Here is a 24,595-nt window from a genome sequence, read left to right as displayed (position 1 = left end):
TCCTTTCCTAGACGGGCGCATTGCCGCGCCCCCGCCACACGTGTCGTGACTGTGGTCACGCTGTCCGATCAGAAACCGGTATTGAACTCCAGCTGGAACACGTCGATCGACAACGGCGGGCCCGACACTTCCTTGGCCGCCATCCACTTGCCGCTGATCCAGCTGCGGGCGTCCAGCGCATAGGCGCCGCCCACGTAGTAGCCGCGCGCATTGGTGCCGCCCAGGTGGAAGTTCGGATCGTTGTAGGCATCGGGCAGTGCATCGGCCTCGATCCGCTTGTAGCCCAGCAGGGCCTGCCACTGCCCCTTCTCCTTCAGCTCGGTGGCGCCGAAGGTGGCTTGCAGCATCCAGGCGGTGTCGCCACTGCGGAAGGTGTCGATGCTGGCACTGCCACCGGCACCGTAGTTGTTGACGATGCCATTGTTGGCCCGCGCGAACATGGCCCGCTTGTCATAGGCCAGGTTGCGGATGTAGTCCGCCTCCAGGCGCATGCCGATGTCCTGCGCAAGCTGTGTATCCCAGCGCAGGTTGAAGGTCGCAAGGCGGAAGGCAGAAGCCAGGCCCACGTACTGCGGCGTGGGCGTGTTGGCCGGATCCAACGGGTTGCGGGCGATGTCGCGGATCAGCATCAGGGTGTTGCCCTTCTGCATGAACGCCGGCCGCGACCAGTCGGTATCGCAACCGACCGCGCCGGCGTACAGCGCGCAGGGAGACGACAGGCGACCACTGATGTTCTTGAAATCGTAGTAGCCCAGCGCCGCACGCAGGCTGTTGTCATCGTTGAAGCGCCAGTTCACCCCCACCTGCGCACCGGACAGCCACTTGTTCTCGTTGGGCGTCTTCACCCGACTCTGGCTGGGCGCGCTGTCGGAGGTGTACTCCAACGGCACCACCGCCAGGTTGCCGAACAGGCCGACGTCCTCGGCGAGGTCGTAGCTGAGATTGGCCGCCAGGCCGTCGAAGTTCAGATCGTTGGAGAACAGCGTGTCACTGGTCCAGAACGGATTGCCGAAGCGTCCGCCGCGCACCGTCACCCAGTCGGCCGGGCTGTAGGCCAGCCATGCCTGGTCCAGCCACACGTCCTTCTTGCCCAGGCCACCGCCAAGCTGTTCGGTGGTGGACACCGGCCCGTTGCTGCTGCCGCTGGCCAGGCGCACGCCTGCGGTGGTGTGCTGGCCGATCGTCGCTTCGATGCCCAGGCGTGCGCGGATGCGCCACAGATTGCGGCGGTCCTGGCGGGTGTTGAGCAGCGGCGGCAGCTGCAGGTTGGTGTTGTTGTTGGTATCGAAGCCGTTGCCGGCGTTCACCGAGGCCCAGTTGGTCTCGATGTCGCTATTGCGCTCGGAGTAGAAGCGCGATTCGCTGCGCACACGCATGTCACCGCTGACCTTGATGCGCTTGGTCCACTCGGCCACCTCGTTCGGCGCGGCCCAGCCCTCGGCTTTGGCCTGCGCCATCACGTCCTGGCGTACCTCATCACGGATGCCATCGCGCACGCTCTGCGGCACGTACGGCACACGCACATCACCGGCTTCCAGCGCCACCCCACCGCTGCTGGCTGCGCTGACCGCGGTGCCGCGTTGCGCAGCCGCCGCTTCTGCTTCGGCCTGCACCAACAGGGCCTGGCCGTCTTCGGGCTTGAGCGCGCCGCTGGCGATCAGCCCCTTGATCAACTTGACCATGGTGGTTTCGGCAGCCATCGCACCGGCCGGCGCGGCCAGGCTGAGCAGTACGGCGCAGCACAGCAACGCCCGTCGGGCCGGCCGTGGGCGGCGGGATGCGGTTCGAGCGCGGTCGTGGTCGTTCATCACGGTTCTCATCGAAAGAAGGGAAATCACGGAAGTCATCGGTCACGCGCCGGGACGGCGCCCCTGGATCAGCACGCGCGCGGGGAAATCCAGCGACGCTGGTGGCATCTGGTCGACCTTGCCGATCTGTCGCAGTGCTTCAAGCACGGCCACGTCGGCCTCTTCGTTGCCGCTGCCACGCACCAGCTCGACCTTCTCCAGCCGGCCATCGGGCGCCAGCCAGACATTCACCTGCAGCTGGAACGCCAGGCGCTTGACCCGCGCATCGCGCGAAATCGCCTGCTGCATCAGATAGCCCAGGTAGCGGCCATAGCTGGCGTTGCCGGCACCGCCGCGGCCAACGCCGGACGAGCCACCGCCGCTGCCCGACTGGATGCCGAAGTTGTCTCCACCGGCCTGTGCATCGGCGTCCATGGTCACCGGGTCGGCGTTGTCCGGCGTCGGCGTCGGTTCTTCGGCCGGCGTTGGCTGTTCCAGCGGCTCCGGCTCGGGCACGGTCTCTTCCGGCGGCGTCTCCGGCTCAGGCGGCTTTTCCGGTGGTGGTGGTGGAGGCGGCGGCGGTGGTGGCAACGCCAGCATCGGCGGCTGCACCACCGGCCGGCGGGTGCTGGCGGTGTCCTTGAACAGCAGCCACCACACGGCAACACCCAGTACCAGCAGCGCCGCCAGCACCAGCGCGATCGTCACCAGCAACTGGCGTCCGCGCGTACCGGGCTCCTGCAGGGGTGGTCGATGACCGGCCATGCCTCAGCCCTGCGCCTTGCCGGTGACCAGGCCGACCTGGGCCAGCTCCAGCCGGCGCAGCAGATCCAGCACCTCGACCACGCGTGCGTACTGAACCTGCGCATCACCGCGCACGATCACCGGGAAATCCGGCGAGGTTGCCCGTTCGGTGCGCAGGCGGTCCTCCAGCTCGGTCATCGTCACCGGGTAGGCATCCAGGAACACCTGGCCACTGGGGTCGATGGTGATCGCCTTGGTCTTGGGCTTCTCCAGTGCGGTGCTGTTGCTGGCCTTCGGCAGGTTGACCTCGATGCCGGGAATGGAGGCGTTGCTGGTCAGGATGAAGATCACCAACACCACCAGCAGCACGTCGACGAAAGGCGTCACGTTGATGCCCTTCTCGCGCTTCTTGATGCCGAACTTCGCCTTGTAGCCCATGGCCGGCCCCTCAGCCCTGGACCACGGCCGGGCCGCGCCCGTCCTGCTCTTCGGCCAGGCGGGCGGCGAACTCGTCGATGAACACCGCCATGTCGGCGCCGATCGCTTCGGCGCGTGCCCCCAGCCAGTTGTAGCCGAACAGCGCAGGAATCGCGACGCCCAGGCCGGCGGCGGTACACAGCAGCGCTGCCGCCATGCCCGGGGCCACCGAGTTGATGTCCACCGCACCGGCCATCGCCGCCACCACGAACACCAGCATGATGCCGATCACGGTGCCGAACAGACCGACATACGGTGCGCCCTCGATGGTGGTCGACAGCCAGTTCATGCGCCTCGCCATCGCTTCCTGTTCGCGCACCATCACCGCATCCATCGACGCGCGGATGGCGGCGATGGTGGCCGCGCTCAGGTAGCCGGAGTTGCCATCGCGCTGATGACGCTGCTGCATTTCATCGATGGCCACCTGGTAGATGCGCCACAGCGAGCCATCGTGCATCGCCGTCGGCACCTTGCCCTGCCGGTCCATCTCGGACAACGTGCGCAGCGGCACGCCGGAGAGCTTGCTGAAGCTCTCGGTGAACACCGCATTGGCCTTGCTGGTGCGGCCGAAATGACGGCTCTTGGCGATCATGATCGCCCAGGACAACAGCATCATCAGGCCGAGGATGGCGACCACCACCCAGGCGTCGAACGGCATCGCCTTGAGGATGAAGGCGAAGTGGCTCTGCCCGGCCGACTGCTCGTCGGCGCCGTAGCTGATCAGGCGCGAATCGGCGCCCTGCGCGGTGGCATCGGCCAGCAGCAGCGCCGCCGGGCGTGCTACGCGTGAGATGCGCAGTTCATCCAGCGCGCCATCGAAGTTGGCCAGCGGTTGCGCCGCGCCCGGCGCATCGGCACCCACCACCGCTGCGGTAGTCAGTGCCGGCAGCTCACCACTGAGCTGGGCCACCACGCGACCGTTCAGATACAGCTGCAGCGACCCCTTCTCGGCGGCAAGCGCAACATGCGCCCACTGCCCTTCCGGAATCGGCTGCGCCGGCGTGCTGCGTTGACCGTTGAGCTGCACGAACGGCACCCTGTTGTCGATACCTACCACCAGCTCGGCGCTGCCATCGCGGCGCGCATAGATCGCCTGCGCGGTGGTCAACGCGCCCGGTTTGATCCAGGCAGAAACGGTAAGCGGCGCACCCGCCTCCTGTGCCAGCGAAGCACTGGCCGGCAGCGGCAGTGGACCAGCGCCCAGCTGCACGCCACGCCCGATCACCGTGCTTTCCGCCGCAGGCACCGCCGCGCCGGCCGTGTTGCCGTAGGCCGTGGTATCACGCGCCGGCGCATTGGCCTCGGCAAAGTGGTAGACCAGCGTGTAGTCCGGATCGAACACCTGCTGGCCGTTGCCGCTGGCCGGTGCCTTCGCATTGCCGTAGTACATCCAGATCGTCTGCGGCGCGCTGGCGGTCAGTGCCGGAACGTCCACCCAGACCAGGGCCAGGCCCAGGTTCGGGTCGAACTGCTCGATCTGATGGGCCAGCACGGTGCGACCGTCGGCAGAAACGAAACGCAGGTCGTTGCCACCCTCCTGGGTGCCATCAAAACCGAAGTTCCCGGTATGCAGGCGCAGCAGCAGCGGCGTACGCCCGGGGTTGCCGGTCAACCCCGCGCCCTGTGGGCCTGCGTCGACGGTGATCGGCTTGCGGTACTTCCATTCGGCCTGCCACCAGTTGGCATCGGCCGCGGCGGCGGGCAGCGCGATCAGCGCAGCCAACAGCAGCAACATTCGGGAAAGCAGACGGTCCATGCAAAAGGTCTCCGGAGAACGCATCTCAAGGGAAGGGTCAGTAGCTGGTGCTGATGTTGAAATGCAGCCGCGGGTCGTCCTTGCGCGTGACCGGGCCATCGGCGTAGGGCCAGGCGTAGTCCAGGCGCAGCTGCAGGTGTTCGCCCAGGCGCAGCTGCGCGCCCAGCCCGACCGACGCCAGGTTGTACTTGTCGCGCTGTTCCGGCAGCGGCTGACGCAGGCGCAGGTAGGCCGCGTCGGCGAAGCTGTACAGCCGCAGGTCGGTACCGCTCCACAGCGACCACGCCGGGGTGCGCCATTCCAGGTTGGCCAGGCCACCGTAGTCGCCGATCGCTTCGGCCGACAGGTAGCCGCGCACGGTGTACATGCCGCCGGCGGCGAACTGTTCGGCCGAGACCAGCGGTGCATCGGTCGCCTGCAGCGAGCCGCGCGCATACCACTGCCAGTCGTTGCCGAAGGTGTGCGTGTTGGAGACATCGGCCTTGAACGCCACGAAACTCGGATCGGCCCAGTAGCGCTTCTGACCGAAATCGGTGGCGTTGCTGCCGTAACCGAACAGACGCCGGGTTCCCGCCACCAGCTGCGTGTTGATGCTCAGCTGATCGTGCTCGCCCTGGCGCACGCCGACGAAGGCCAGCGTGACCGGTGCGTACTTCAAGGGCGTCTTCAGGCTGTCCTTGCCCATCTGCGTGTCTTCTTCGGTGTCCTTGAAGTCCACGCCGAGGCTGAGCTGGCGCCACCAAGCGCTGCTGCCCGGCAGGCGGTAGTTGAGCTTGAGACCGATCGAATGACCGTTGCCGATCACGTTGGTGCCGGTGCCCGTGCCTGCGCCGCCTTGCCCGCCGGCATTGAGTACGCGGCTGTCGGACTTGTAGCCCGATGCTTCCAGGCTCCACGGCGTGCCCTCGAAGGGGACCGTGTAGGACGCGGAGAACACCTTGGCCTGGTCGGTGTCTTCCGGCGCGATGAACACGCCGATGCTCGCGCTGTGTCCTCGCCGCCACAGGTTGTCGTGGGCCAGCGATGCACTCAGGCGCAGCTTCTCGGTATCGGCGCTGTGGTCGTTGTTGAGCGCCGCACTGGCACGCCAGGGCGACTTCTCTTCCACCTGCAGGTCCACATCCATGGTGCCCGGCACCTGGCCTTCGCGCACCAATGGCATCACCTGGCGGCGGCCCCCTTCGTTCAGCGCCGTCAGTTCCTTCTGTGCCTGGTCGAAATCGGGCACGCGCCCTTCAGCCAACGACGGCACCCGCTCGCGGATGCGCTCGGGTGAGTCATGGCGGGCACCGACCACGCGCAGCTGGCCAATGGGCGTCTGCTGCACCTTCAGCAGCACCACGCCCGCGTTGACCTGCTGCTCGGGCAGCTCCACATAGACCGATTGGTAGCCGGCCTGCTGGTACAGCGCGTTGACTGCATCGCGCGCCTTCTCGACATCGGCGAGCGTTTTGCCGGGGCCGAGGAACGGTTCGACCGCGCGCTCGATCTGGCGCGCATCGAGCACGGTGTTGCCGCGCACGATGTACTCGTTGATGTTCACCGTGGGCGCTGGCGCGGCGTCCTGCGCGAACGCTGGAGACGGCAGCGAGGCCAAGGCCAGCAGCAAGGGATGCAGGCGCAGCGGAAGGCGAACGGCACGGCACGGAACGGGAGTCATCGAAGGCATCGCGTCGTATCGAAGGGAATGGCCAGGGAGCGGCGCGTGGGTCTACCAACAGGACGTGCAGGCCGCGTCAAAACCGCCAACAGTTTTGTGACAGCACTGTCATCTGTTGACGATGCTGAAACAGGCGCAGGCGGACACTTCGCCTGGCACACGTCTTCATTGCAAAGCGCTTGCTGCCTCGGGTGATTCAGGATGCACACCACTCTGCTTACGCCAAACCGCCCTGCCCTCTGCCTGACGTTGGTTCTGGCTCTGGCTTCGCCCTGGGCGCGGGCCGACCAGGCTGCCAAACAGGCAGATGCAGCGCCATGCATCGAAGTACAGGTCAATGGCGAGCGCATCCCCGCCTGGGACTGCCTGCAACGCAAGCTGGCGCCGGCAGAGAACAACGCCCTCCATCCCAATCTTCCCGAGGCCGAGCGCTTGATGCGCAAGCCCGGCAACCAGTTGCTGCAGTACAACCTGGAGGGCACGCGGCAGCGCATGGGCGATGCGTTCGGGCGTTCGGTGGTGCCGCAGCGTCCAGCGCGCTGAGCCGTGTTCAGTGCCGCCCCAGCGCGGCGGGAACGATGCCATCGGTGGGCAGCGGCGGCAGTTCGGGCACGGGCAGCGAGCGCGGTTGTCCTGCCTGCTGCAGTTCAACCGCGTTCGCGCTGATTGCTGCCAATACGGTAGATGGACCAAGCCGCTGCCCCGGCGCATAGGCCTGGGCAGGTGCCCTATCCACCGACAGCAATGCCAGTGGCGCCTGCCGCCCTGCCATCACCCCCAGCACGGTCACCTCGGTCTGTACTGCACCTGGCGAAAGCAGCCGCACCAGCGGTGCGCTCGCAGCGTCGTCGAAGGCCGGGGCAGCGGGTACGGCGATCTGCACCGTGGCGGCGGAAACGCGAGCCGGCGCCATGAACAGGGCCATGCCCCAGTATCCCGCCACGGTCAGCAGCAGCATGGCCGCCAGCAGGGTCAACGTGCGATTGCGATCCCAACGCCTGCCGTCCATGTTCCGCACCTTCGCCAGGTTCCTGTGCGGCCACGCTAGCAGCTGACGCTGACGCTTTTGTTTCATCATCCGCGCCTACGCTGGCAGGTATCGGCAAGGACGGGAAGCGATGTGCGATGCAAGGCAGACCACGCGGTTTCACCCTGATCGAACTGATGGTGGTGCTGGTCATCATCGGCATCTGCACGGCGGGTATCGGCCTCGGCCTGGGCAGCCTGCTCGACCCTGCGCGGCAGCTGCGCCAGGAATCGGAGCGGCTGGCGCAGCGCCTGCAGGTCGCTCGCGATGAAGCACGCATCGATGGTCGGCCCATCCGCTGGCAGGCCAGCGCAGAAGGCTATCGCTTCAGCCGCCGCGACGGCGAAGGCTGGGTCGAGCTGCGGCGCGATGACCTGCTTCGCCCCCAGCAGTGGCAGACCCACGGCATGAAAGTGGAGCCGACGGCCGTCATCGAATTGAGCCCCGAATGGATCGGCGTGCCGTGGGAGCTGACGTTGTCGCTGGACGGGCGTCGACTGCGTCTTCGTGATGATGGCAGCGGACAATTGCAGGTCCTGCAGTGAAACGGCAGCAACACGGATTCACGTTGATCGAGGTGCTGATCGCGTTGGCCATCGTGGCCATCGCATTGGCGGCGGTGATGCGCTCGGTGGCGGTGGCGACCGATGACCAGTCGCGTCTGCGTGACCGTCGGCTGGCCCTGTTGTGCGCGCAGGACCGCTGGCAGGAGCTGCGTCTGTCCGCACAGCCTCCCGGCGATGCGCGCCTGCTGTGCCTGCAGGGGCGCACCCGCTTCCTGGTGCAGCAGCACCTGGGCAGTGGCGCCGACGGGCAACCGCAACTGGAGCTGAGCGTGGTGGCCGAAGATGCACCGGAACAATCGCTGACGCGCCTGCAGTTGCCTTGGACGCCGGCGCCATGAAACGCGCGGCGAGCGGCTTCACCCTGATCGAAGTGATGATCGCCATCACCATCATGGGCGTGCTGGCGGTGATCTGCTGGCGCGCACTGGACAGCGTGGCCAACAGTGACCAGCGCCTGCGCCAGGCCGATGCCGAGACCAGCACGGCGATGCGGGTGCTGCAGCAGTTCCAACGTGATATCGAGATGCGCGCTGACGATGCGCTGATGAACGGCGCGGTGCGACCGGCCGATCAGCCTGCGCGGCTGTTGCCGCCGTCGTTGACCAGTGAGCGCCACCCCGATGGTGGCTTCACGCTGGAGATCACCCGCAGCGTCGGCAGTGATGGGCTGCAGTGGCAGCGCGTTCGCTGGTGGCGGCAAGGCAGCACGTTGTGGCGCGCCAGCGGTGCGCCTTCCGATCACTATCCGCTGCCTGCGCCCGAGCCAACGCGCGGGTTGCTGGTGGCACGTGATGTGCAGCGCTTCGAGGTGCGGGCGTGGCAGCCAAGGGTGGGTTGGGCGATGCTGCCGAGCCAGGGGGAGGTTTTGCCGGCTACCGGTCTGGAGTTGCGGTTGGGGTTGCGTGATGGACGCGGGCCGTTGAACTACCGGCGGGTGTTGGCGCTCTGAGGCGCATCCACGCATGACGTGGATCTACTGCCAAGCCTGCTCTGGTGGGTGCCGACCGTTGGTCGGCACTGAAGCTGACCCAGCCATCCACGCATGGCGTGGATCTACTGAGAGGCATCCACGCGTGGCGTGGATCTACTGAGAGGCGTCCACGCATGGCGCGGATCTACCGCCCTCCTGCCGCCGGGCGCTGTCCCGCGCCCGGCGGCGCCGTGTCGGTGGTCCTCACCGCTGATGGCTGCTCCCTGCCCTCGGTGCCGTCCTGGCTGGGGCCGCCACCGTTCCCTGGCAGCTGGCCCGATCCTGTGTTCTGCGCGTGGTGGGTGCGGACCTTGATCCACACCGTTCCTCCATCCACGCATGGCGTGGATCTACTGCACCTGCTGCTTGCCTGCGTCTGCCCGGGCCTGCGGGAACTGGAAGGCGCTGTTGACGTCGTAGCCCGTGGCGGCGGCTGTGTTTCCGCGCGTTGGCGGATCGATGCTGCTGCTGGCACTGCCGAAGCCCAGGATCTGCACGCTGATCACCGACGGCTGGTTGCGCCGCGCATCGTCCTGGCTCTTGCGCATCACGTCCTGTGCGGCCTGGCTGGCGCTGTTGGCCGCAGCGCTTGCCGACGCGAGCGCGTTGACGTTCACCGAGGCCAGTACCGGCAGGCCCTTGCTGTCGCCCTGCACCTGGATATTGGCGGCGTTGAGCACCTGCAGTGCCGCCAGGTTGATGTTGCCCGACACGCGGATACCCGCCTCGCCGGCATCGATGGTGCCCAGCGGCGCGATCAGGTCGACATCGCCAGGTGCCACTTCGGCGATCGGGTTCAACGTTGCGATGCCGGCGCCGCTGGCCGGTGCCTGCGGCGACAGGATCACGTTGCCCCAGGTGTCGTAGACCCGACGCGGCGGGGTGTACAGCAGCGTGGTCTGCGAGCCACGGCCGGCGTTGATGTCGCCCTGCTCGGACCACGCCAGGATGTCACCACCAAAGGTGGTCATCACCCGCGACAGGCCCAGCAGCACGCTGTCCTGGCTGAACAGACGGATGTCGCCCTGGCCCTGGGTGACCAGGCCCGCGCTGGCCGGAGGTACCACGCCCTGCACGCCCACCACGATCTGCCCGCCTGGCGCCATCAGCTCGATGTTGCCACCCGCTTCGGTGCGCACACCGGAGCCGCCATACATCACGATATCGCCAGTACGGTTGATCGTTGCGCCATTGGCATCCTTGTCCGGCATCAGCGTGGCGATCGCTTCGCGCCCGCGCAGGTAGGAACCGAAGCGCGGCCCTTCTGCATTGGTGTACTCACGACCACCTTCGCGCAGTTCAGCGTAGTAGACCTGGCGCAGGAAGATGCGCTGCTGCTCCTTCGGCAATGCGTCGAACACGGCCAGCGCATCCAAGCCTTCGCTGGATGTACCGAAGCGCTGCTGCAGCCACTGCTTCAGTTCCTTGTCATAGATCTTCACCGCCTTGCCGGGCTGCGAAGCCAGCGATTGCGCCGGGTCGGCGAGCGCGGCCGGATCCAGATAGCGTGCGCGCAGTGCATCGAAATCAAGATGCTGGTTGCCTGCGGTCACCGCAATGCTCGCACCCGGCCGGGTGTCACCCTGCACGATACCGCCGAGGCTGACGATGCTTCCCGCCTCTTCCTGGCGCAGCTGGCGGCCGGCGCTGACCTCGACATTGCCGGGGCCGGCCACCGTCAGATTGCTGCGGATGATGTCGCGGCCCGCGTCGATCCCACTGATATCGGTACTGCTGGTGTTGAGCGCGGTAACGTTTGCATTGATGACATCGCGACCGGCGCGCAGCTGTACTGCCGAGCCCGCTTCGTACCAGTCGAACACGGTGCGCCCGTTGTTCCCCGTATCGCGCGACAACTGCCGCCTGCTGCCGCTGCCCAGCCCGATGATGTCGCCGGCCACGGCATAGAATCTGCTGGCTACAGTTGGGGTAGTTGGTAGCAGCGCGCCGAGCGCTGTATTGGGACCGAACGCGAAATACGGCAGCACGGCCTCAGGGTCGGCCCTGCCCCCGTCCACGGATACGTTGCTGCGCACGGTTCCGGCATTTCCCGGCCCCCGCGCGATGAAGCCCGGATCGAACGGGCCCGGAACGCGGGCATCACTGCTGGAGCGCACAATCTGGGTGGCCTGTTCGGCAGCCAGGATGGATCCTCCTGCCAGCACCTCCAGTCGACCCGACGCCGAGGGCGCCAGCAGGATGACATCCTGGGCACCGAGGGTGGCGCCGCTCGCCCGCAGACTGGCGAGATTGATGTTGCCGGAGGCCGCCACGGCGCTGAACCGGGACGGATACAACCAGTAGTTGAGGATGACGTCACCATCGCTGGGGCTGATGTCTATCACCTCCCTGCCCTGGTTGCTTCCGCTGGCATGCTGCGTGCCGACCAGGCCCGGCGAAAGGTTCCCGCCTGCCGAGAACAGGTCCAGTGCGGTGCGTTGTGTCCACAGCGAGAACCAGCTCGAGCCCGACGCGTGGCTGCCATCGTCCAGCAGGATATCGTTGAAATTGGCCACCGGCACCCGCCCGGGGTCGGCCGCACTGCCCAGCACCACATCGCCGCGCGCCTGCACCAGTGCGGTGGAATCGCCCAGGATGAGCACCGGCCCCGCCATCGCCACCGGGGCGTCGGCCACGAACGGATTCTTCAGCCCCAACGTTCCGTAGCTGCTCTGTATCGCACTGACACCACCAATGCGCGCCGCCTGCAGCAGTGTGCTGCCGCGTAGATTGGTCACGGCGCCATTGAGATCCAGATCCTGCAGGAAACCTTCGGGCTGCTGCGCGCTCGCGCGCAGGCCGGGGTTGAGCGCTCCGCCGCTTCGCAGCGTCAGGTCGCCGCCCCCCGTCAGATGCAGCTCACCGTCGCTGACGCGTCCGGTCGACCCGACCGCAGCGACGATCGCGCTGGAATGGGGCGCCGTCAACAAGCCCAGGGCATTGCCCATCGGCGAGATCACGCCCGAGTGGCGGCCGGCTTCCAGGGACAGATTGCCCCCACCCAACGTGCCGAAGCCGGTGAAGCCGACCATGCGGGGCGTCGCGTCCAGTTCGGCGCCGACGGTGCTGTAGGTGCCAAAGTTGATCCACCAGCTGGTTGCTGTGGTCTGCACACCTTCCGTCGTGCCCGAACCCTGCCGCCACAGCCAGCCTCCCACCGCGGCACTGGAATGCCCGGCCTGGTCACGTTGCGCCGTGCCCGATTCGGAGCGGCCGGTCCAGACATCGCCGATGATGTCGCGCCCCGCTTCAACACGCAGATTGCCGCCCTGGTCCGGGTACCACGCCTGGTAGCCGGCGATGGCCGCGTCATAGGATCCGGAGGCCTGCGTCGCGCCGAGCAGCGCGGTGTTCATCGGTTTCGGCGCACGTGCCGCGTTGAAGCGCGCGTCGTTGCCATCGCCCAACAACGTCGGCGCACCTGCGGTGTACACGCCGAAGCCGGACTTCATGCGAACGTCCTGCGCGGCCAGCAGTGCCAGATCACCCTTGCCGGTACGCAGCACGCTCCAGGCCGGTGCCCCCAGCCGCTTGCCATAGGTCGTGACTTCCGTCAGCGTGCCGCCGCCATAGCAGTAGCCCATTGCCGCGCAGATCTCTTCCTCCGACATGCCCATCTCGGCACCCAGTTCCGAAGCCGGGCGGCCGACCCAGGATTCATCGCCCCACCATGCCAGCGAGCCTTCCTTGTCCACCAGGCGCGGCGCGGGGCCGCAGAAGGAGCCTGCACCACAGATCTCCGCCTCGGTGGTCCCGATGATCTCGGCCACCTCGGCAGGTGACTTTCCGGCCAGACTCTCATCGCCCCACCAGTACAGAGAACCCTCCAGATTGACGATGCGATCACCCTTCCATTCTGTCGTCGTGGTTACTGTCCCGATGGTGCTGTAGTGGCTGTCGGCCAGCACGATGCTGCCGTCACTTCCCCAGCGGCGGGTACGCGGATCGGCGGCGGTCGTATCGGCACCGGCCACTGCGGTCAGATCCCACGACGTGGTGCCGTCGGGCAGCATCGCCGCCAGCGCCCAGTTGCGCCCCTGGCGCCCGCTGGCATCGGCCGTTCGCAGCTTCACCGGCGCATCGCCGGCCAGCTCCACCTTGGTCATCGACGGGATGATCGCACCGGCATGCAGGTCCAGTGCGCCGGAGAGCTTCATTGCCATGGGCAGGGCGACACCGGCCGGCCACACCTGTGCGGCCACCGGCGCCGGCGTACGCAGGCGGAAGCCGGCACCCAGGCGGGCACCGGACTGCAAAGCCAGCGCCTGTGCCAGCACGGTACCGGCCGCCATCACCTGCCCGCTGCCTGTCGTCACGGCCGCGCCCAGAACGGTACCGGCGGGCAGCAGCAGCGGCCCGGACAACACCATCTCCGCCGGCAGCACGGTTCCCGCCGGCAAGGTTACGGCCTCGAAGGGCAGTGCATAGTTCAGCGTGGCGCCGGCACGGAATTCGGTGCCGCGCTGCAGCTGGACACCCTCACCGGGCACGATCAGGTCGCCGCCGAACGCAGTGTTGGGCGTACCGCTACTGCGCCCTTCCAGCAGCACCCAGCCGTCCTCATCGGGATTGGCCGGGGGCGGCGCGAAGCCGTCGTTGATGCTGCCGTAGACATTGATATCACCCTCGGCACGCAGCACCAGCGTGGCCGACTCACCGAACCCGCGCCGTGCCGGATCGGTCCGGTTCGACTGCGGGCCGTAGCGGTAGCCGGACAGATCGATATCGTCGGCCACGACCAGATCGCCACGCGGATTGTCGCTGCTGGTCCGCGCCACGATCTGCACGCCGGGGCGAAGGCGGTAGCTGCCCAGGGCAGCAGTGCGCTGCTGCAATCCTGCATTGGCCAGCGCAGCGTTCATCCATTGGCTGTTGTCCGGGTCCACCACCGTGTCCAGCCACCGCTGGTTGATCACCTGCGGACGATGGCCATGCACGTCCGGAGCGCTGGCCAGTGGCGCCGAATCATAGCTGCGGAAGGCGTTGACCTGGAGGTCGCCGGCACCGGCGATGCGGAGTCCGCTGGCCACGGCGATCGCTGCGTCGTTGCTGCCCACGCGTGGCACGTTGAGCTTGATGCTGCCGCGTGCGCGGCCATCGTTCTGGCCCGGGCCGCTACCCGCGGCCACCGAGGTGCCGGCGCGCAGGTCCATCGAGGCGGTCGCGCCCAGCTGCAGGCCGCCACTGGCCGAGGTCAGTTCGATCATCGCCCGGTTCGGGCTGTCGATGATCTTGCCGTAGCTGTCCACGCGCAAGGCGCTGCCATGCGCGTCCAATGTGCCGTCGATACGCAGCACATCGCGGGCGGACAGGCGGATGCTGCCGACCTGTTCGCCACTGGCATCAATGCGGCCATTGACGAGCAGGCTGCCACCATCGACGCTGATATCAACGTTGCGTGCCTTCACTTCATCGCCGATCACCAGGTCGCCTACGCTCAACTGGAACGTCCGGCCACCGGTAATGCCGCCGGCGGTAAGCCGGGTGTTCAGGCCGGAGAAGTCCTGCAACTGGCGTGCACGCACTACCAGCTCGCCGCCGTCGTAGGGCACTTCAGTGCCACCGGCGTCGTAGCGGCCGCTGGCTCCGCCAAGCAACGTGCCTGCCAGATCCACACGGCCGCCCTGCGCGCCCAGCGCAGCGACCGTCAAGCGGCCGCCGCGGTTGTTGCGGGCGGAAAGATCGATGCGCGACGCCGCGTCGGCAACGATGTCACCGTCACGGCTCGACAGCGCTACGTCGCCGCCCCAACTGTACTTGTCCACGTCGAACAGGCTGACCTTCCGCCCCGCCATGTCCAGCACTGCATTGCTGCCAAGCGCCACGCCCTGGCGGGCATTGGCTTCGAACCGGCCGGACGCCAGCGCCACCCGGCTGTCGATCACAACGCGTTCGGCCGTGATGGACAACTCCGCACCCAACGCATCGCTGCCCGCGGTTGCCGCAGCACCGCGCAACTGCACCGTACCGCCATTGCGGATTGCCAGCTGCGCGCCCGCACTGCCGGTCAGCAGCGGGGTAACGATATCCAGCGCGCCGCCGCTGAACTGCCAGCCGCTGCCTGCCACGTAGTCGCCCTGCCGCTGGAAGACATCCAGACTGCCCTTGCCGGAGAACAACATGCGATCCGATGCTGCCAGGGTAACGCCGGCGAAGCCGAGCACCTGGCGATCCGCGGCCACCGACGAGCTGGGCCGGGTGAGGGGCGCACGCCCCAGCTCCAGCGCCCTTGCATTGATTTCCAGCTGCCCTTGGCCAAGCCGGCCCACCATCGCCTCGCCGGCCGGCTGGGTCTGCTCACCGCCGGGCAACGTGGTGCCGGCCAGCGTACCGTCCCAGACCAGCGTATCGGCGAAGATGCGCGCGCGATCGGTCGCGGTTCCGTAACCGTGAATGGCCGGTGCGCCCAGCACCAGGCTGCGCAGGCTGCTGCGGCCGGTTGCGCCCTCACGGGTGTCGAGGTCCACGCTGCCGAAGACATTGATGGCATCGCGCGCGGTCAGGCTGAGGGCCTCCAGCGCCGGCGCGCCGGTGGCGGTGTTTCCCCGCAGCAATCGCTGCAACACCTCCTGGTTCATGGTCATGCCGACCGGCAGGCCGCCGGCCGCCGATGCCGCCGCAATGGCCTCGGCGCTGCCGAGATTGAGCGCCGACATGCCCAGGCCGAGCTGGCGCGTGCCGTAGCTCACCGAATCACCAATGTTCAAGGCACCGTCGGTGACCACATTGATGCTGCCTGCCGACAGCAACCGGGTCTGGCCATTGCAGTCCACCACGCATCCGCCGATGTCGATCGCCACCGGACCTGCGGCACTGCCGCCCTGCGCACTGAGCGCCGTCAAGCGCTGGTTGGACACGGCAAGCAGGCCGCCCGACACCAGGTAGGGCGCCGTGGGCTGCGCAACTCGCGACGGATCGGCCCCGGTCAAGGTGTCGATCGCAGCGCCCTGCTCGATCAGGATCCCCTTGCCTCCGAAGGCGGCCGACAGCAGCACTTCCTGCGCCGTCAGGGTGACGCCGTTGCGCACCACGATGTGCCGCGCGCTGCCTTCCAGCGAATAGGTCGTCGCGTCACGTCGCAGCACGCCGCCAATCAGCATCGTTTCCGGGCGGAACGCATTGAGCGCGGAGTCGAAGATGGTTGCACCGCTGCCGCTGCCGCTGCCGGCGCTGTCGCCTTCGGTGGCAATCTCCAGCACCGCGCCATCGGAGGTGCGGAGGTTGACCGAAAGCGTGCCGCCGCGCCCGTCATTGCTGCCGGCGTTGAAATGGGACAGGCCCTGGAAGATCGCGGCTGGCACGGCCGAACGTCCTGCGCCGTCGCCCAACACCAGGTTGAGGTTGCCGGCGTCGGTCGGCCGCCAGCGCAGCGCTTCGCCACGCCGCTCGGCCACGCCCTGCACGAACGCGCTGTAGGCGGTCTCGTTGTAGCTGGCATGGCGGCGCACCACCTCCGCCGGCGTCAGCACCAGATCGGTGAGCAGCGGTGAGACACCACCGCCCAGGCTCTGCGCCTGGTGTCCACTGACGCGCCAGGAGCCAGTGCCGGTCGCCACTGGCTGGCGGCTGCCGACGGCGCTTTCGGCGCCAACTTCGACGCGGAATGCGCCCTTCTGCAGAGCGTAGCTGGCCGGCAGCAACGTGTAGGTTCCCGCCGGAAGGCCGGGAACACCGGCGGTTATGATGATCTGTTGGCCAACGCGCGGATCGGCACTGCCGTCAGCGGTGCCCAGCGGCGCCTGCGTGCCCGAGCGTCCCGGCATGATCGCGTAGACCGCATTGTCACTGCCGCTGAAGCGGTAGCGCGGGTTCGCATCCGCCAGCGCATGCCGCAGGATGTCCACCGAGCCACCGCGCCCTGCCACGAACGCGGCACCGGACAGCTCGCCTCCGCCGGACACATCCAGCACGCTGCCCGCCGCGCCACTGAAGGCATTGGCCACGATGTCGATACCGATCGGGATGCTGATCGAGCCGGGGCCCAGTACATCGAAGTCGGCATCGTTGCGGCGCCAGCTCACACCGTCCACGGTGCCGCCAAAGGGCAGCGCCAGCCCGGCGCCACTGATGGAGGTCACGCTGCCGGCAAGCAGATCGACACGGCTGGCACGATTCGAGTTGAACTCGTTGCCGCCCAGCTGCACGCGGCCCCACGGCGCCTGCACCGTGCCGCCCTGCACCACCGTTGCCGCCACCAGCTCCAGGCTGCCGAACGCAGAATCCGGTGCCGGTTGCGCGCCGCCCGCAATGCCATGGATGCGCAGCACGGCGTCTGGGTTCTGCCAGGACGGCATTCCCGAGGGACCGATTTCGGGAACGCCGGCCACGATGCGTCCCTGGGCCCTGGCCGCAGGGTACAGGCGTGCGGCGCTGATATCGATCGAACCCGGGCTTGCCAGCGTGGAGATTCGTGAAGTGCTGGCGACTGGCGCCAGCATGCGGATGTCGCCGCTGCTGCGCAGCCCGACCTGATCAAAGCCGGCCAGCCAGGTGACGTCGCGCAGGTCGATCAGATCGGCGTCCACCTCCAGGCGATGCTGCCGACCGGTATCGAACGGTGCCTCCAGCGGGCGCAGCGTGCCTTCCCCGGCCGGCTGCCACCAGCGCCCCTGCGCAAGGCGGACATACGGCGCGGCCAGTTGCAGGCGGCTGCCCGCGCTGTTGCCCGGGACGAAGCCTAGGTAACGCTCGTTCACGCCTTGCAGGCGCAGGCTCTGGTCCATGCGCAGATTGACATCTCCCTGGGCGCGGATATCGCCAAACAGGGCCAGATGATCGAAACCACCGGCCTCGACCTGCTCCACCGACAGTGCCGCATGGCCGTATTCAAGGCGTGCAGGCAGGCTCGCCGTCTGCGCGGCGTGCTGGGTCAGCGAGATCACCCGCGGCGCCAGCACGTCCTTACCGTCTGCCGTTCTGCCGTAGGTGCCGCCACCGAAGGCAACACCAAGGGTGCCACCGCGCGCACCGTCGCCGCCCGCCGCTGCATCCAGTTCGCCGTGCAGGTACAGGGCATTGCCCGCACGCAGCACGATGCTGCCGCCATCGCTGTCGACCCGGGTACGCGCGCTGCCATCGATATCGAGCAGCGCCGAAGCACCGGACGCATCCAGCCGTGCACCGCGCTCCACCACCACGAAGGTATCGGGCGGCAGGTGGCGCACGTTGTCCTGGTCCTCCCAGTCCAGCGCCCCCCCGATCTCGATGGTTCCGCCCTTGCGTACCTGCCCGCGCAACGTCCTGCGCGCGTCGGGCAGGGAAACGGTGTCGCCACTCACGTCAAGCAGTGCGCCATCGGCGATCGTCCACTGGCGCTCGCGGCGTGCATCGCCGCGTACGCCCGACGGATCGAATGCCTCGTCCAGGCGGATGCGCCCGCCGGCCGCCTTCAGACTACCGGCCACAGTCAGGTTGCCGGCGCTGAACAGTTCGATCGACTGGCCCGGGTCGACCTCGATCCTGGCCCCCTTGCCAACGCGCAGGTCGGCCGTGGACAACAGATGCCCGGCGCGCAGCGTCAGGCTGGCGCCGCCACGCTGCGACACGCGTCCGCTGGCTGGATCGGCCTCATACAACGATGGCGTCCAGGCCTGCACACCCTGCTCGCGGGCCAGTGCCTGCTGTGCGCCCTCGGCCAGCCGCAGCGCCGGTCGTTCCACCTGCAGCTGGGTACCCTCTTCGACCGTCAAGCCGTTGTGACCGGCGATGTCATAGCCGGCAAAGCCACTCTTGAACAGCGCTTCCTGCAAGTGCAGCGACGCCGCCGATGCGTCCGTGCCAGGCGCGCCGATGGCCACCGCACCGCCTGTTGCCAAAGTGAAGTTGCCGCTGCCATTGCCGAGCGCGCTGAAGCGTGCGTCCTTGCCGATACGCAGCCGGCCACTGCCGTCGGTGGCGACCTCGGTGCTGGCCGCGAGCAGGCTGACACTGCCCCCCTTGCCCACGCGCCCCTTGCCATTGGCATCGATGACACCACCGGCATCCACCGAAATCCGTGCGCCCTCGCCCACGTTGATGTCGTGGCTGCCGTTGAAGCGCAGCTGTCCACCGTCGATCCACGCCTGTGCGGGACCGCCTTCCGGCGCGGCAAGCGCGTTGCTCCAGCCGCCGCCAAGATCGATCCGCGCGCCCGCCGCAACATCGAGCGCGCCGCGCCCGGAGGACAGCAGGGCCGTCGGCCTGCCGAGCACCAGAAGCAGGTTGCCGGCCTCCACCTGGCCGCCGGCAATCTGCACCGTTCCGCCGAGGCTGACGCGGCTTGCGGCAAGGCCAAGCCGGCCGCCCTCCTGCAACCTGAGCGTGCCATCCAGATCGATGCGGCCGGCCGAAGCGAGGTCCACCTGCCCCCAACGCTGGGTGCTCAGGACCTCACTGTCCAGCCACACGGTATTGCGTTGTGCTTCCCCGACCGGCGCCTGCAGCGTCCACGGCCGGGTGTCGGCCTGGAGCTCTCCGATGCGGACCTGCGAATCGAACACTGCACTGCGCCCGGTGTTGTCGAAACGCCCAAGCCAAAGCTGGGCGTTGCGGGCCGCCGCCGTCTGCGCCTGCGCGTACCCGTCCTGTCCCTGGTCTGGGCGGCGCGTCTGCTGCACGCCCTGGAAGGCCACCGTATCCACCTGGCCCTGCAGGACGGCCGTGGGCGCCGAGATCAACAGGCGGCCGGCGTCGCGTCCCACAGTGTAGCCATTGTCGAAGCGCTGGCCAGGGGCGACCAGTGGATTGCGGAAGGATTCGGTGACCCCCCAACGCTCCTGCTTCAGTTCGTAGCCCTGGTACAGACCGTCGTACAGCATCTCCGCCGGCGCATCGTCAAGCCGGTACAACTGGCCATCGCGCCCACGCAGCCAGCTCTGCTGGACCACGCCGGACTGCACGTCCAGGCTGCCACCGGCCAGATTGATGCGCGAACCGGCGTGGCTGACCACTTCCTTGCCTGCCAGCTGGACGGTGCCGCCCTGCGCCGCCCATTCGCTGATCGAATGCCCCTGATTGTCCAGGTAGCCACCCACTTCCAGCAGGCCGCCGCCGGCATACCAGCGCGTACCTTCATAGCCACCGGTACCGGCGCCAACTTCGATCAACTGGCGGCGGTCGATCCACACCTCGCTGCTGATCAGCTTGCCGCTGTCACGGTTGTCCGGCGAATCGCGCAGCTCGTTGCCCTGCACCTTCACCTTGACGTTGTTGCTCTCCATCGCCACCTGCACGCCCACCGCACCGGAGACGTCCACGCGCGCGCCATCATCCAGGTAGCTGCGCCGGCTGGCGTCGGCGATCACCTGGCCGCCGGTGGCCACCGCCAGCGAGCCGGCCTGGAAGTTCACATCGCCGCCGGAGACGACTTCGATGCGTGATTGCTCCCGGCGGTCCTGCAGCCGCGAGAGATTGTCGAAGGTGCCACTGTTGCTGGCGGCACGAAGCTTGTCCTGCTCGGCCGATTCCCTGATGAGGGCGTCGCGCTGGCTGTCAAGCGCGGTGCTCTTGCCATCATCTTCGATCAGCACTGCCGTCGTCGAACCCGTGGCCAGGGTCACGCTGCCCTTGCTGTCGGAGGACGAACTCAGCAGATGCACGGTGCCGCGCTGGTTCAACGTCGTTGTGGCCACCGCCACGCCGGCCTGTTCGACCGTGCGGCCGGCAAGAGTGACGTCGCCCTCGCGCGCCTGGATCAGACCGCTGTTGCGAACGCTGCCGGCCGTGCTGTCGGTGACGAAGCGCGGCGCGATCTCATTGCCCCGCGTGGTCGAAGCCGTGTTCTGCGCCGTGCCCACGCCGCGGCGGATCACGAAGCTGTCGCCGGCCGCCAGCTGGGTCTGGCCCCTCCGGGTTTCGATCTGGCCCGCATTCTCCACGCTGTGGCCGGCCAGCAGCACATAGCCTCCGCCGCGCGTTGCGCTGGTGGGCTCATGCGTGGTGATGCGCGCACCACGTTCAACCATGATCTTGCCCACCGCATCGGTCAGGGCGGACGTGTTCGCATCAACGCTGTACAGACCGTTGTCACGGAACTGCGCGTCGCTGATACGTGCTGCAGCGGCCACCAGGTTGCGGACGTTGACCTGGCTGTTGTTGCCGAACACCACGCCGTTGCGGTTGGCAACGAACACCGTGCCATTGGCCTTCAGCTGGCCGAGAATCTGACTGGGCCTTGCGGCCGGATCATTGACCCGGTTCAACACGGCCCAGTCAGCTTTCTGCAGGAAATTCAGCGTGGTGTTGCTACCGATGTTGAAGGTTTCCCAGTTCAGGATCGCCTGGTCGGCGGTCTGCTCGATGCTGACCTGCACCCGGCCGTCGGCGCCCTGCGACTGGGTCGCTTCGCGGGCGTTGATCCAGCCACGGGTCAGCGGATTCTCGTCCACCTTCAGGCCATCCTTGCCCAGCCCATCGGCCACCACGAAGCCCGCCTCGCGTCGCGCCTGCCGGGCCTGCTCCTGCATGCGCTGCTGCAATGCGATGGCCTGCGCGGCCGTGCCGAGGTTGTCGATCGACTGCTGCAGCTTCTGTCGCGCCGCATCCTGCTGTTGTGCAGGCAGCTGGAACTGGATCGGCGCGCCATTGGGCATACGGCCACTCTGTGCTGCCGCACCTTGGGCGGCGCCGCGGTCGGCGAACCAGCCGGGGCTGAAGGCCTGCTGCGCCTGGCTGGCAGGAGCGACCACGCTGCCCAGCGCCACGGCCACGGCCCAGGCCATCGGGTGGCTGCGCCAGAGGGAGGCGGAGAAACGGGCGGCGGGCGAATGCGGGTGCGACATCGGGGACCTCGTCAACCTGATGGGCCGCGTCGGCCGCGGCGAGTACGAAGGGGGCCTGCGTAACGCATGCCCTGCACCTGATAGACGGTGGCCGCGGCGTGAAGACGACAGCTCAGCGCGGATGCGGTGCCACCACGAAGGAAAGCGCCGGCATTTCGGCCGGCGCTTCGATCAGCAGGTGTTGCCTTGCAGACAGTTACAGCGGACGGCCGATGCTGGCGCAGGTGCTCGGGTTGTTCACGGCGCCAGCATTGCTGGCAGTCGCGAAGCGGGCACGGACCGCATCACGCCAGGCCTTGGTCAGCGGGATGAACTTGTGCGCGCGGATGGCCGCATCGTTCGGGCCCTGCTCGACGCCGGCGACCACGACACTGCCGTAATGGCGGGTCAGGAAGCCACGCACGTTGGCGCCGACAGTGGCGTTCTTGTAGCACTGGCCGAACACGAAGTTGGTGTAGCCAGCGATCGGGTAGCCCGCGCTCGGGTTGCCGAACACCGGCACCCAGTTGGCGGGATTTTCAGCAGCGGCGCCGGTCGGCGGAGCGGCGGTTTCCAGGGTCGCCTGCACGCTCACTTCATCCGGCGAGAAGGACTTGACCTTGGCCACCTTGGTGGCATCGGTCAGGCTCGGGATGACGTCCGGGCCAACGTAGCCGATGCGGCCGTCAACGGCGTACACCGCGTTGTACAGCGAGGTGCCACCGGTGGCCGGCGCGGCGATGAAGTTCGACGGCACGGTGGTGAACAGGTTGGCGAAGGTCGACTGCACCGAGAACGCCGGCACGCCGTTGGTCAGCTTCAGGGTGGTGCCGGAGACGTCCGCCGGCTGGCAGGCGCTGGTCAGGAAGCGGGCCAGCAGCTCGCTGGTACCGCTGCTCTCGCCACGGTAGACAACCTGCAGGGCACCGGTACGGCCCGAACCAGCCAGCTGGCTCCAGTCATTGATCTTGCCCGAGAAGATGCCGCAGATCTGGGTGACCGACAGATCAACCGCCGAACCGGCCTTGTTGAACGGGATGGTGACCGAGGTGGCGACCGACGGGATCTGCACCAGCGCGCCGAAGCGGTTGGCATCGCCAGCCACGTTGTAGGTGCTGTTGTAGGTGCTCAGCTCGGTGCTGCTCAGCACCGAATCGCTGCCGGCGAAATGCACGGTACCGGTGGTCGAGAACAGCGCCGAGTTGTTTTCCAGGAAGGCCTTCTTGCCGGTGCCCGAGCCGGTCACGGCGTAGCTGAAGTTGGCCGGCAGGATGCTGTCGGCCTGGCCCTTGTAGAGGTCGGCCGGCAGCGAAGCGCCGCCGCCGGTGACAGCGGTCTGGGCCGACGCGGCACCAGCAGTGGCGAGCAGCGCGGTAGCAACCAGCGCGGCCAGGGTCTTGTACTTGGTCATGATCTTCTCCTGAAGGGTTTACTGCGAAGGTGAAACACCAAGGGAGGAACGGTCACTACACGCCTGCTGCCGCCGAGGGCCTCCCAGCCCACTCTGCGGCGACACGGACATGCTGGTCGCCGCCGATGACAGGCCGCTTAAGAAACCTGTGGAAGATCGAGAAAAGGTGTGGAGGATTGTGTGGAGAATCGAAAGCCTGCGGCGCTGCGCGCTCGCCGGGCATGGCCCGTCGCTACCCGTGATGCGCTTCGCGCATCACTGCACCAGCTGGTTCATTTCCATGATCGGCATCAGCACGGCCAGCACGATGGTCAGCACCACGCCCCCCATCACCAGGATCATCGTGGGCTCCAGCAATGCAGTGAGTGCCATCGCGCGGCGTTCAATCTCGCGTGAGATGGTCTGTGCAGCGCGGTCGAGCAACGGTGCCAATGAACCGGTCTTCTCGCCACTGGCCACCAGATGCACCAGGATCGGCGGATACACTTTCTGCACCTTCAGCGCAGCGCCAAGCGAAGTACCTTCGCGCACGCGTGCGGCCACATCATCGGCACAGCGCGCCAGCAGCGCATTGCCCAGTGTCTGTCGTGCGGCGTCCAGTGCGCGCAGCAAGGGCACACCGGCATCAAGCAGGATCGCCAGTGTCGATGCGAAGCGTGCGCTGTTCACGCCCAGCACGAAGCGCCCCACCATCGGTACGCGCAGCAGCAGGGTGTCCCAGCGCAGGCGAAGATCCGGCCGCCGCAGGGCCACCCGCCAGCCCACCACCAACGCGCCGATACCGATCCCCGTCCATGCACCCCACGCGCGTACGAACGCACTGGCCGCCAGCATCACCTGGGTCAGCATCGGCAGCGTCTGGCGCGCCTGCACGAACGCAGTCACTACCTGGGGAACCACGTAGCTGAGCAGGAAGATCACGATCGCCACCGACACCAGGCTGATCGCCGCCGGGTAGATGAACGCCGTCAGCACCTTCGCCTGCAGCGCATTGCGCTCTTCGATGTAGTCGGCCAGGCGCTCCATCACCCGCGCCAGATCGCCGGAATCCTCGCCGGCACCCACCAGGGCACGATAGATCGCGGGAAAGTCGCGCGGCCGCGCTGCCAGCGCCACGGTCAACCGTTGGCCGGCGCGCACATCGGCACGCACCGCCGTGAGTGCCTGCGCAACGTGCGGGCGTTCGGCCTGCTCGATCACGGCGCTCAATGCGCTTTCCAGCGGCAGGCTGGCGGCCAGCAGGCTGGCCAGTTGCCGCGTGGCCCAGGCCAGTTCGCCGGCCGACAGCCTGCGCGTGCCCCAGCCACTGCCAGCATTGCGTGCGGCTGATACCTGTACCGGTGTCAGCCCACGCCCGCGCAGTTGCTGGCGCACGCCGCGCGCGTTGTCGGCGTCCAGCTGTCCCTTCTCGATGCGCCCCTGCGCGTTGGCGGCCTGGTAGTCGAACAGTGCCATGCGCG

General features: G+C 67.6%; 13 protein-coding genes. 4 read left to right on the top strand and 9 right to left on the bottom strand.

What is annotated here, in order from left to right; all coding sequences use genetic code 11:
• Positions 1-68: 68 nt before the first annotated feature.
• From BW38_RS20115 to BW38_RS20135, 5 genes are read right to left on the bottom strand one after another with little or no spacing between them, the layout of a single operon-like run.
• Positions 69-1,808 carry a putative porin gene (locus tag BW38_RS20115; protein ID WP_032974577.1) on the bottom strand — a complete coding sequence of 580 codons (1,740 nt, stop codon included), beginning with the start codon at positions 1,806-1,808 and terminating at the stop codon, positions 69-71.
• 42 nt (positions 1,809-1,850) lie between these two features.
• The gene (locus BW38_RS20120) at positions 1,851-2,552 is read right to left on the bottom strand and encodes a cell envelope integrity protein TolA (RefSeq protein WP_051501606.1); all 702 of its coding nucleotides are present in this window, start codon (positions 2,550-2,552) and stop codon (positions 1,851-1,853) included.
• Positions 2,553-2,555: 3 nt separating this feature from the next.
• The gene (locus BW38_RS20125; protein WP_025874382.1) at positions 2,556-2,969 is read right to left on the bottom strand and encodes a biopolymer transporter ExbD; all 414 of its coding nucleotides are present in this window, start codon (positions 2,967-2,969) and stop codon (positions 2,556-2,558) included.
• A 10-nt stretch (positions 2,970-2,979) separates the two neighbouring features.
• Complete coding sequence (locus BW38_RS20130) at positions 2,980-4,764, bottom strand: MotA/TolQ/ExbB proton channel family protein (protein WP_032974576.1); 1,785 nt, start codon at positions 4,762-4,764, stop codon at positions 2,980-2,982.
• Positions 4,765-4,801: 37 nt separating this feature from the next.
• Positions 4,802-6,424, bottom strand: coding sequence for a ShlB/FhaC/HecB family hemolysin secretion/activation protein (locus tag BW38_RS20135; RefSeq protein WP_032974575.1), 1,623 nt, complete (start codon positions 6,422-6,424; stop codon positions 4,802-4,804).
• A gap of 201 nt (positions 6,425-6,625) precedes the next feature.
• On the opposite strand from BW38_RS20135, the gene BW38_RS20140 reads away from it, so the two are divergent.
• Positions 6,626-6,967: a hypothetical protein gene (locus tag BW38_RS20140; RefSeq protein WP_032974574.1), complete on the top strand. Its 342-nt coding sequence runs from the start codon at positions 6,626-6,628 to the stop codon at positions 6,965-6,967.
• Between the two features lie 7 nt (positions 6,968-6,974).
• On the opposite strand, the gene BW38_RS20145 is transcribed toward BW38_RS20140, so the two are convergent.
• Complete coding sequence (locus tag BW38_RS20145; RefSeq protein WP_032974572.1) at positions 6,975-7,433, bottom strand: general secretion pathway protein; 459 nt, start codon at positions 7,431-7,433, stop codon at positions 6,975-6,977.
• A gap of 116 nt (positions 7,434-7,549) precedes the next feature.
• On the opposite strand from BW38_RS20145, the gene gspH reads away from it, so the two are divergent.
• Genes gspH through BW38_RS20160 form a run of 3 tightly spaced genes read left to right on the top strand, consistent with a single transcriptional unit; the run spans position 7,550 to position 8,966 of the window.
• Complete coding sequence (gspH, locus tag BW38_RS20150) at positions 7,550-7,996, top strand: type II secretion system minor pseudopilin GspH (RefSeq protein WP_032974571.1); 447 nt, start codon at positions 7,550-7,552, stop codon at positions 7,994-7,996.
• Positions 7,993-8,355, top strand: coding sequence for a type II secretion system minor pseudopilin GspI (gene gspI, locus BW38_RS20155; protein WP_032974570.1), 363 nt, complete (start codon positions 7,993-7,995; stop codon positions 8,353-8,355). The genes gspH and gspI overlap by 4 nt, the downstream gene beginning before the upstream one ends.
• Positions 8,352-8,966: a prepilin-type N-terminal cleavage/methylation domain-containing protein gene (locus BW38_RS20160; protein WP_032974851.1), complete on the top strand. Its 615-nt coding sequence runs from the start codon at positions 8,352-8,354 to the stop codon at positions 8,964-8,966. The genes gspI and BW38_RS20160 overlap by 4 nt, the downstream gene beginning before the upstream one ends.
• A 371-nt stretch (positions 8,967-9,337) precedes the next feature.
• On the opposite strand, the gene BW38_RS0120345 is transcribed toward BW38_RS20160, so the two are convergent.
• The 3 genes from BW38_RS0120345 to gspF form a co-directional block, all read right to left on the bottom strand.
• Positions 9,338-21,745: a filamentous haemagglutinin family protein gene (locus BW38_RS0120345; protein WP_032974567.1), complete on the bottom strand. Its 12,408-nt coding sequence runs from the start codon at positions 21,743-21,745 to the stop codon at positions 9,338-9,340.
• Between the two features lie 196 nt (positions 21,746-21,941).
• Positions 21,942-23,135 (bottom strand): substrate-binding domain-containing protein, encoded by a 1,194-nt coding sequence (locus BW38_RS20165; RefSeq protein WP_025874374.1) that lies wholly within the window; start codon positions 23,133-23,135, stop codon positions 21,942-21,944.
• Between the two features lie 255 nt (positions 23,136-23,390).
• Complete coding sequence (gene gspF, locus BW38_RS20170; RefSeq protein ID WP_032974565.1) at positions 23,391-24,590, bottom strand: type II secretion system inner membrane protein GspF; 1,200 nt, start codon at positions 24,588-24,590, stop codon at positions 23,391-23,393.
• Positions 24,591-24,595: the final 5 nt, after the last annotated feature.

Source organism: Stenotrophomonas sp. RIT309, from assembly GCF_000632045.1.
Classification (GTDB): Bacteria; Pseudomonadota; Gammaproteobacteria; order Xanthomonadales; family Xanthomonadaceae; genus Stenotrophomonas; species Stenotrophomonas indicatrix.
This window is presented reverse-complemented; position numbering and strand designations above follow the sequence as displayed.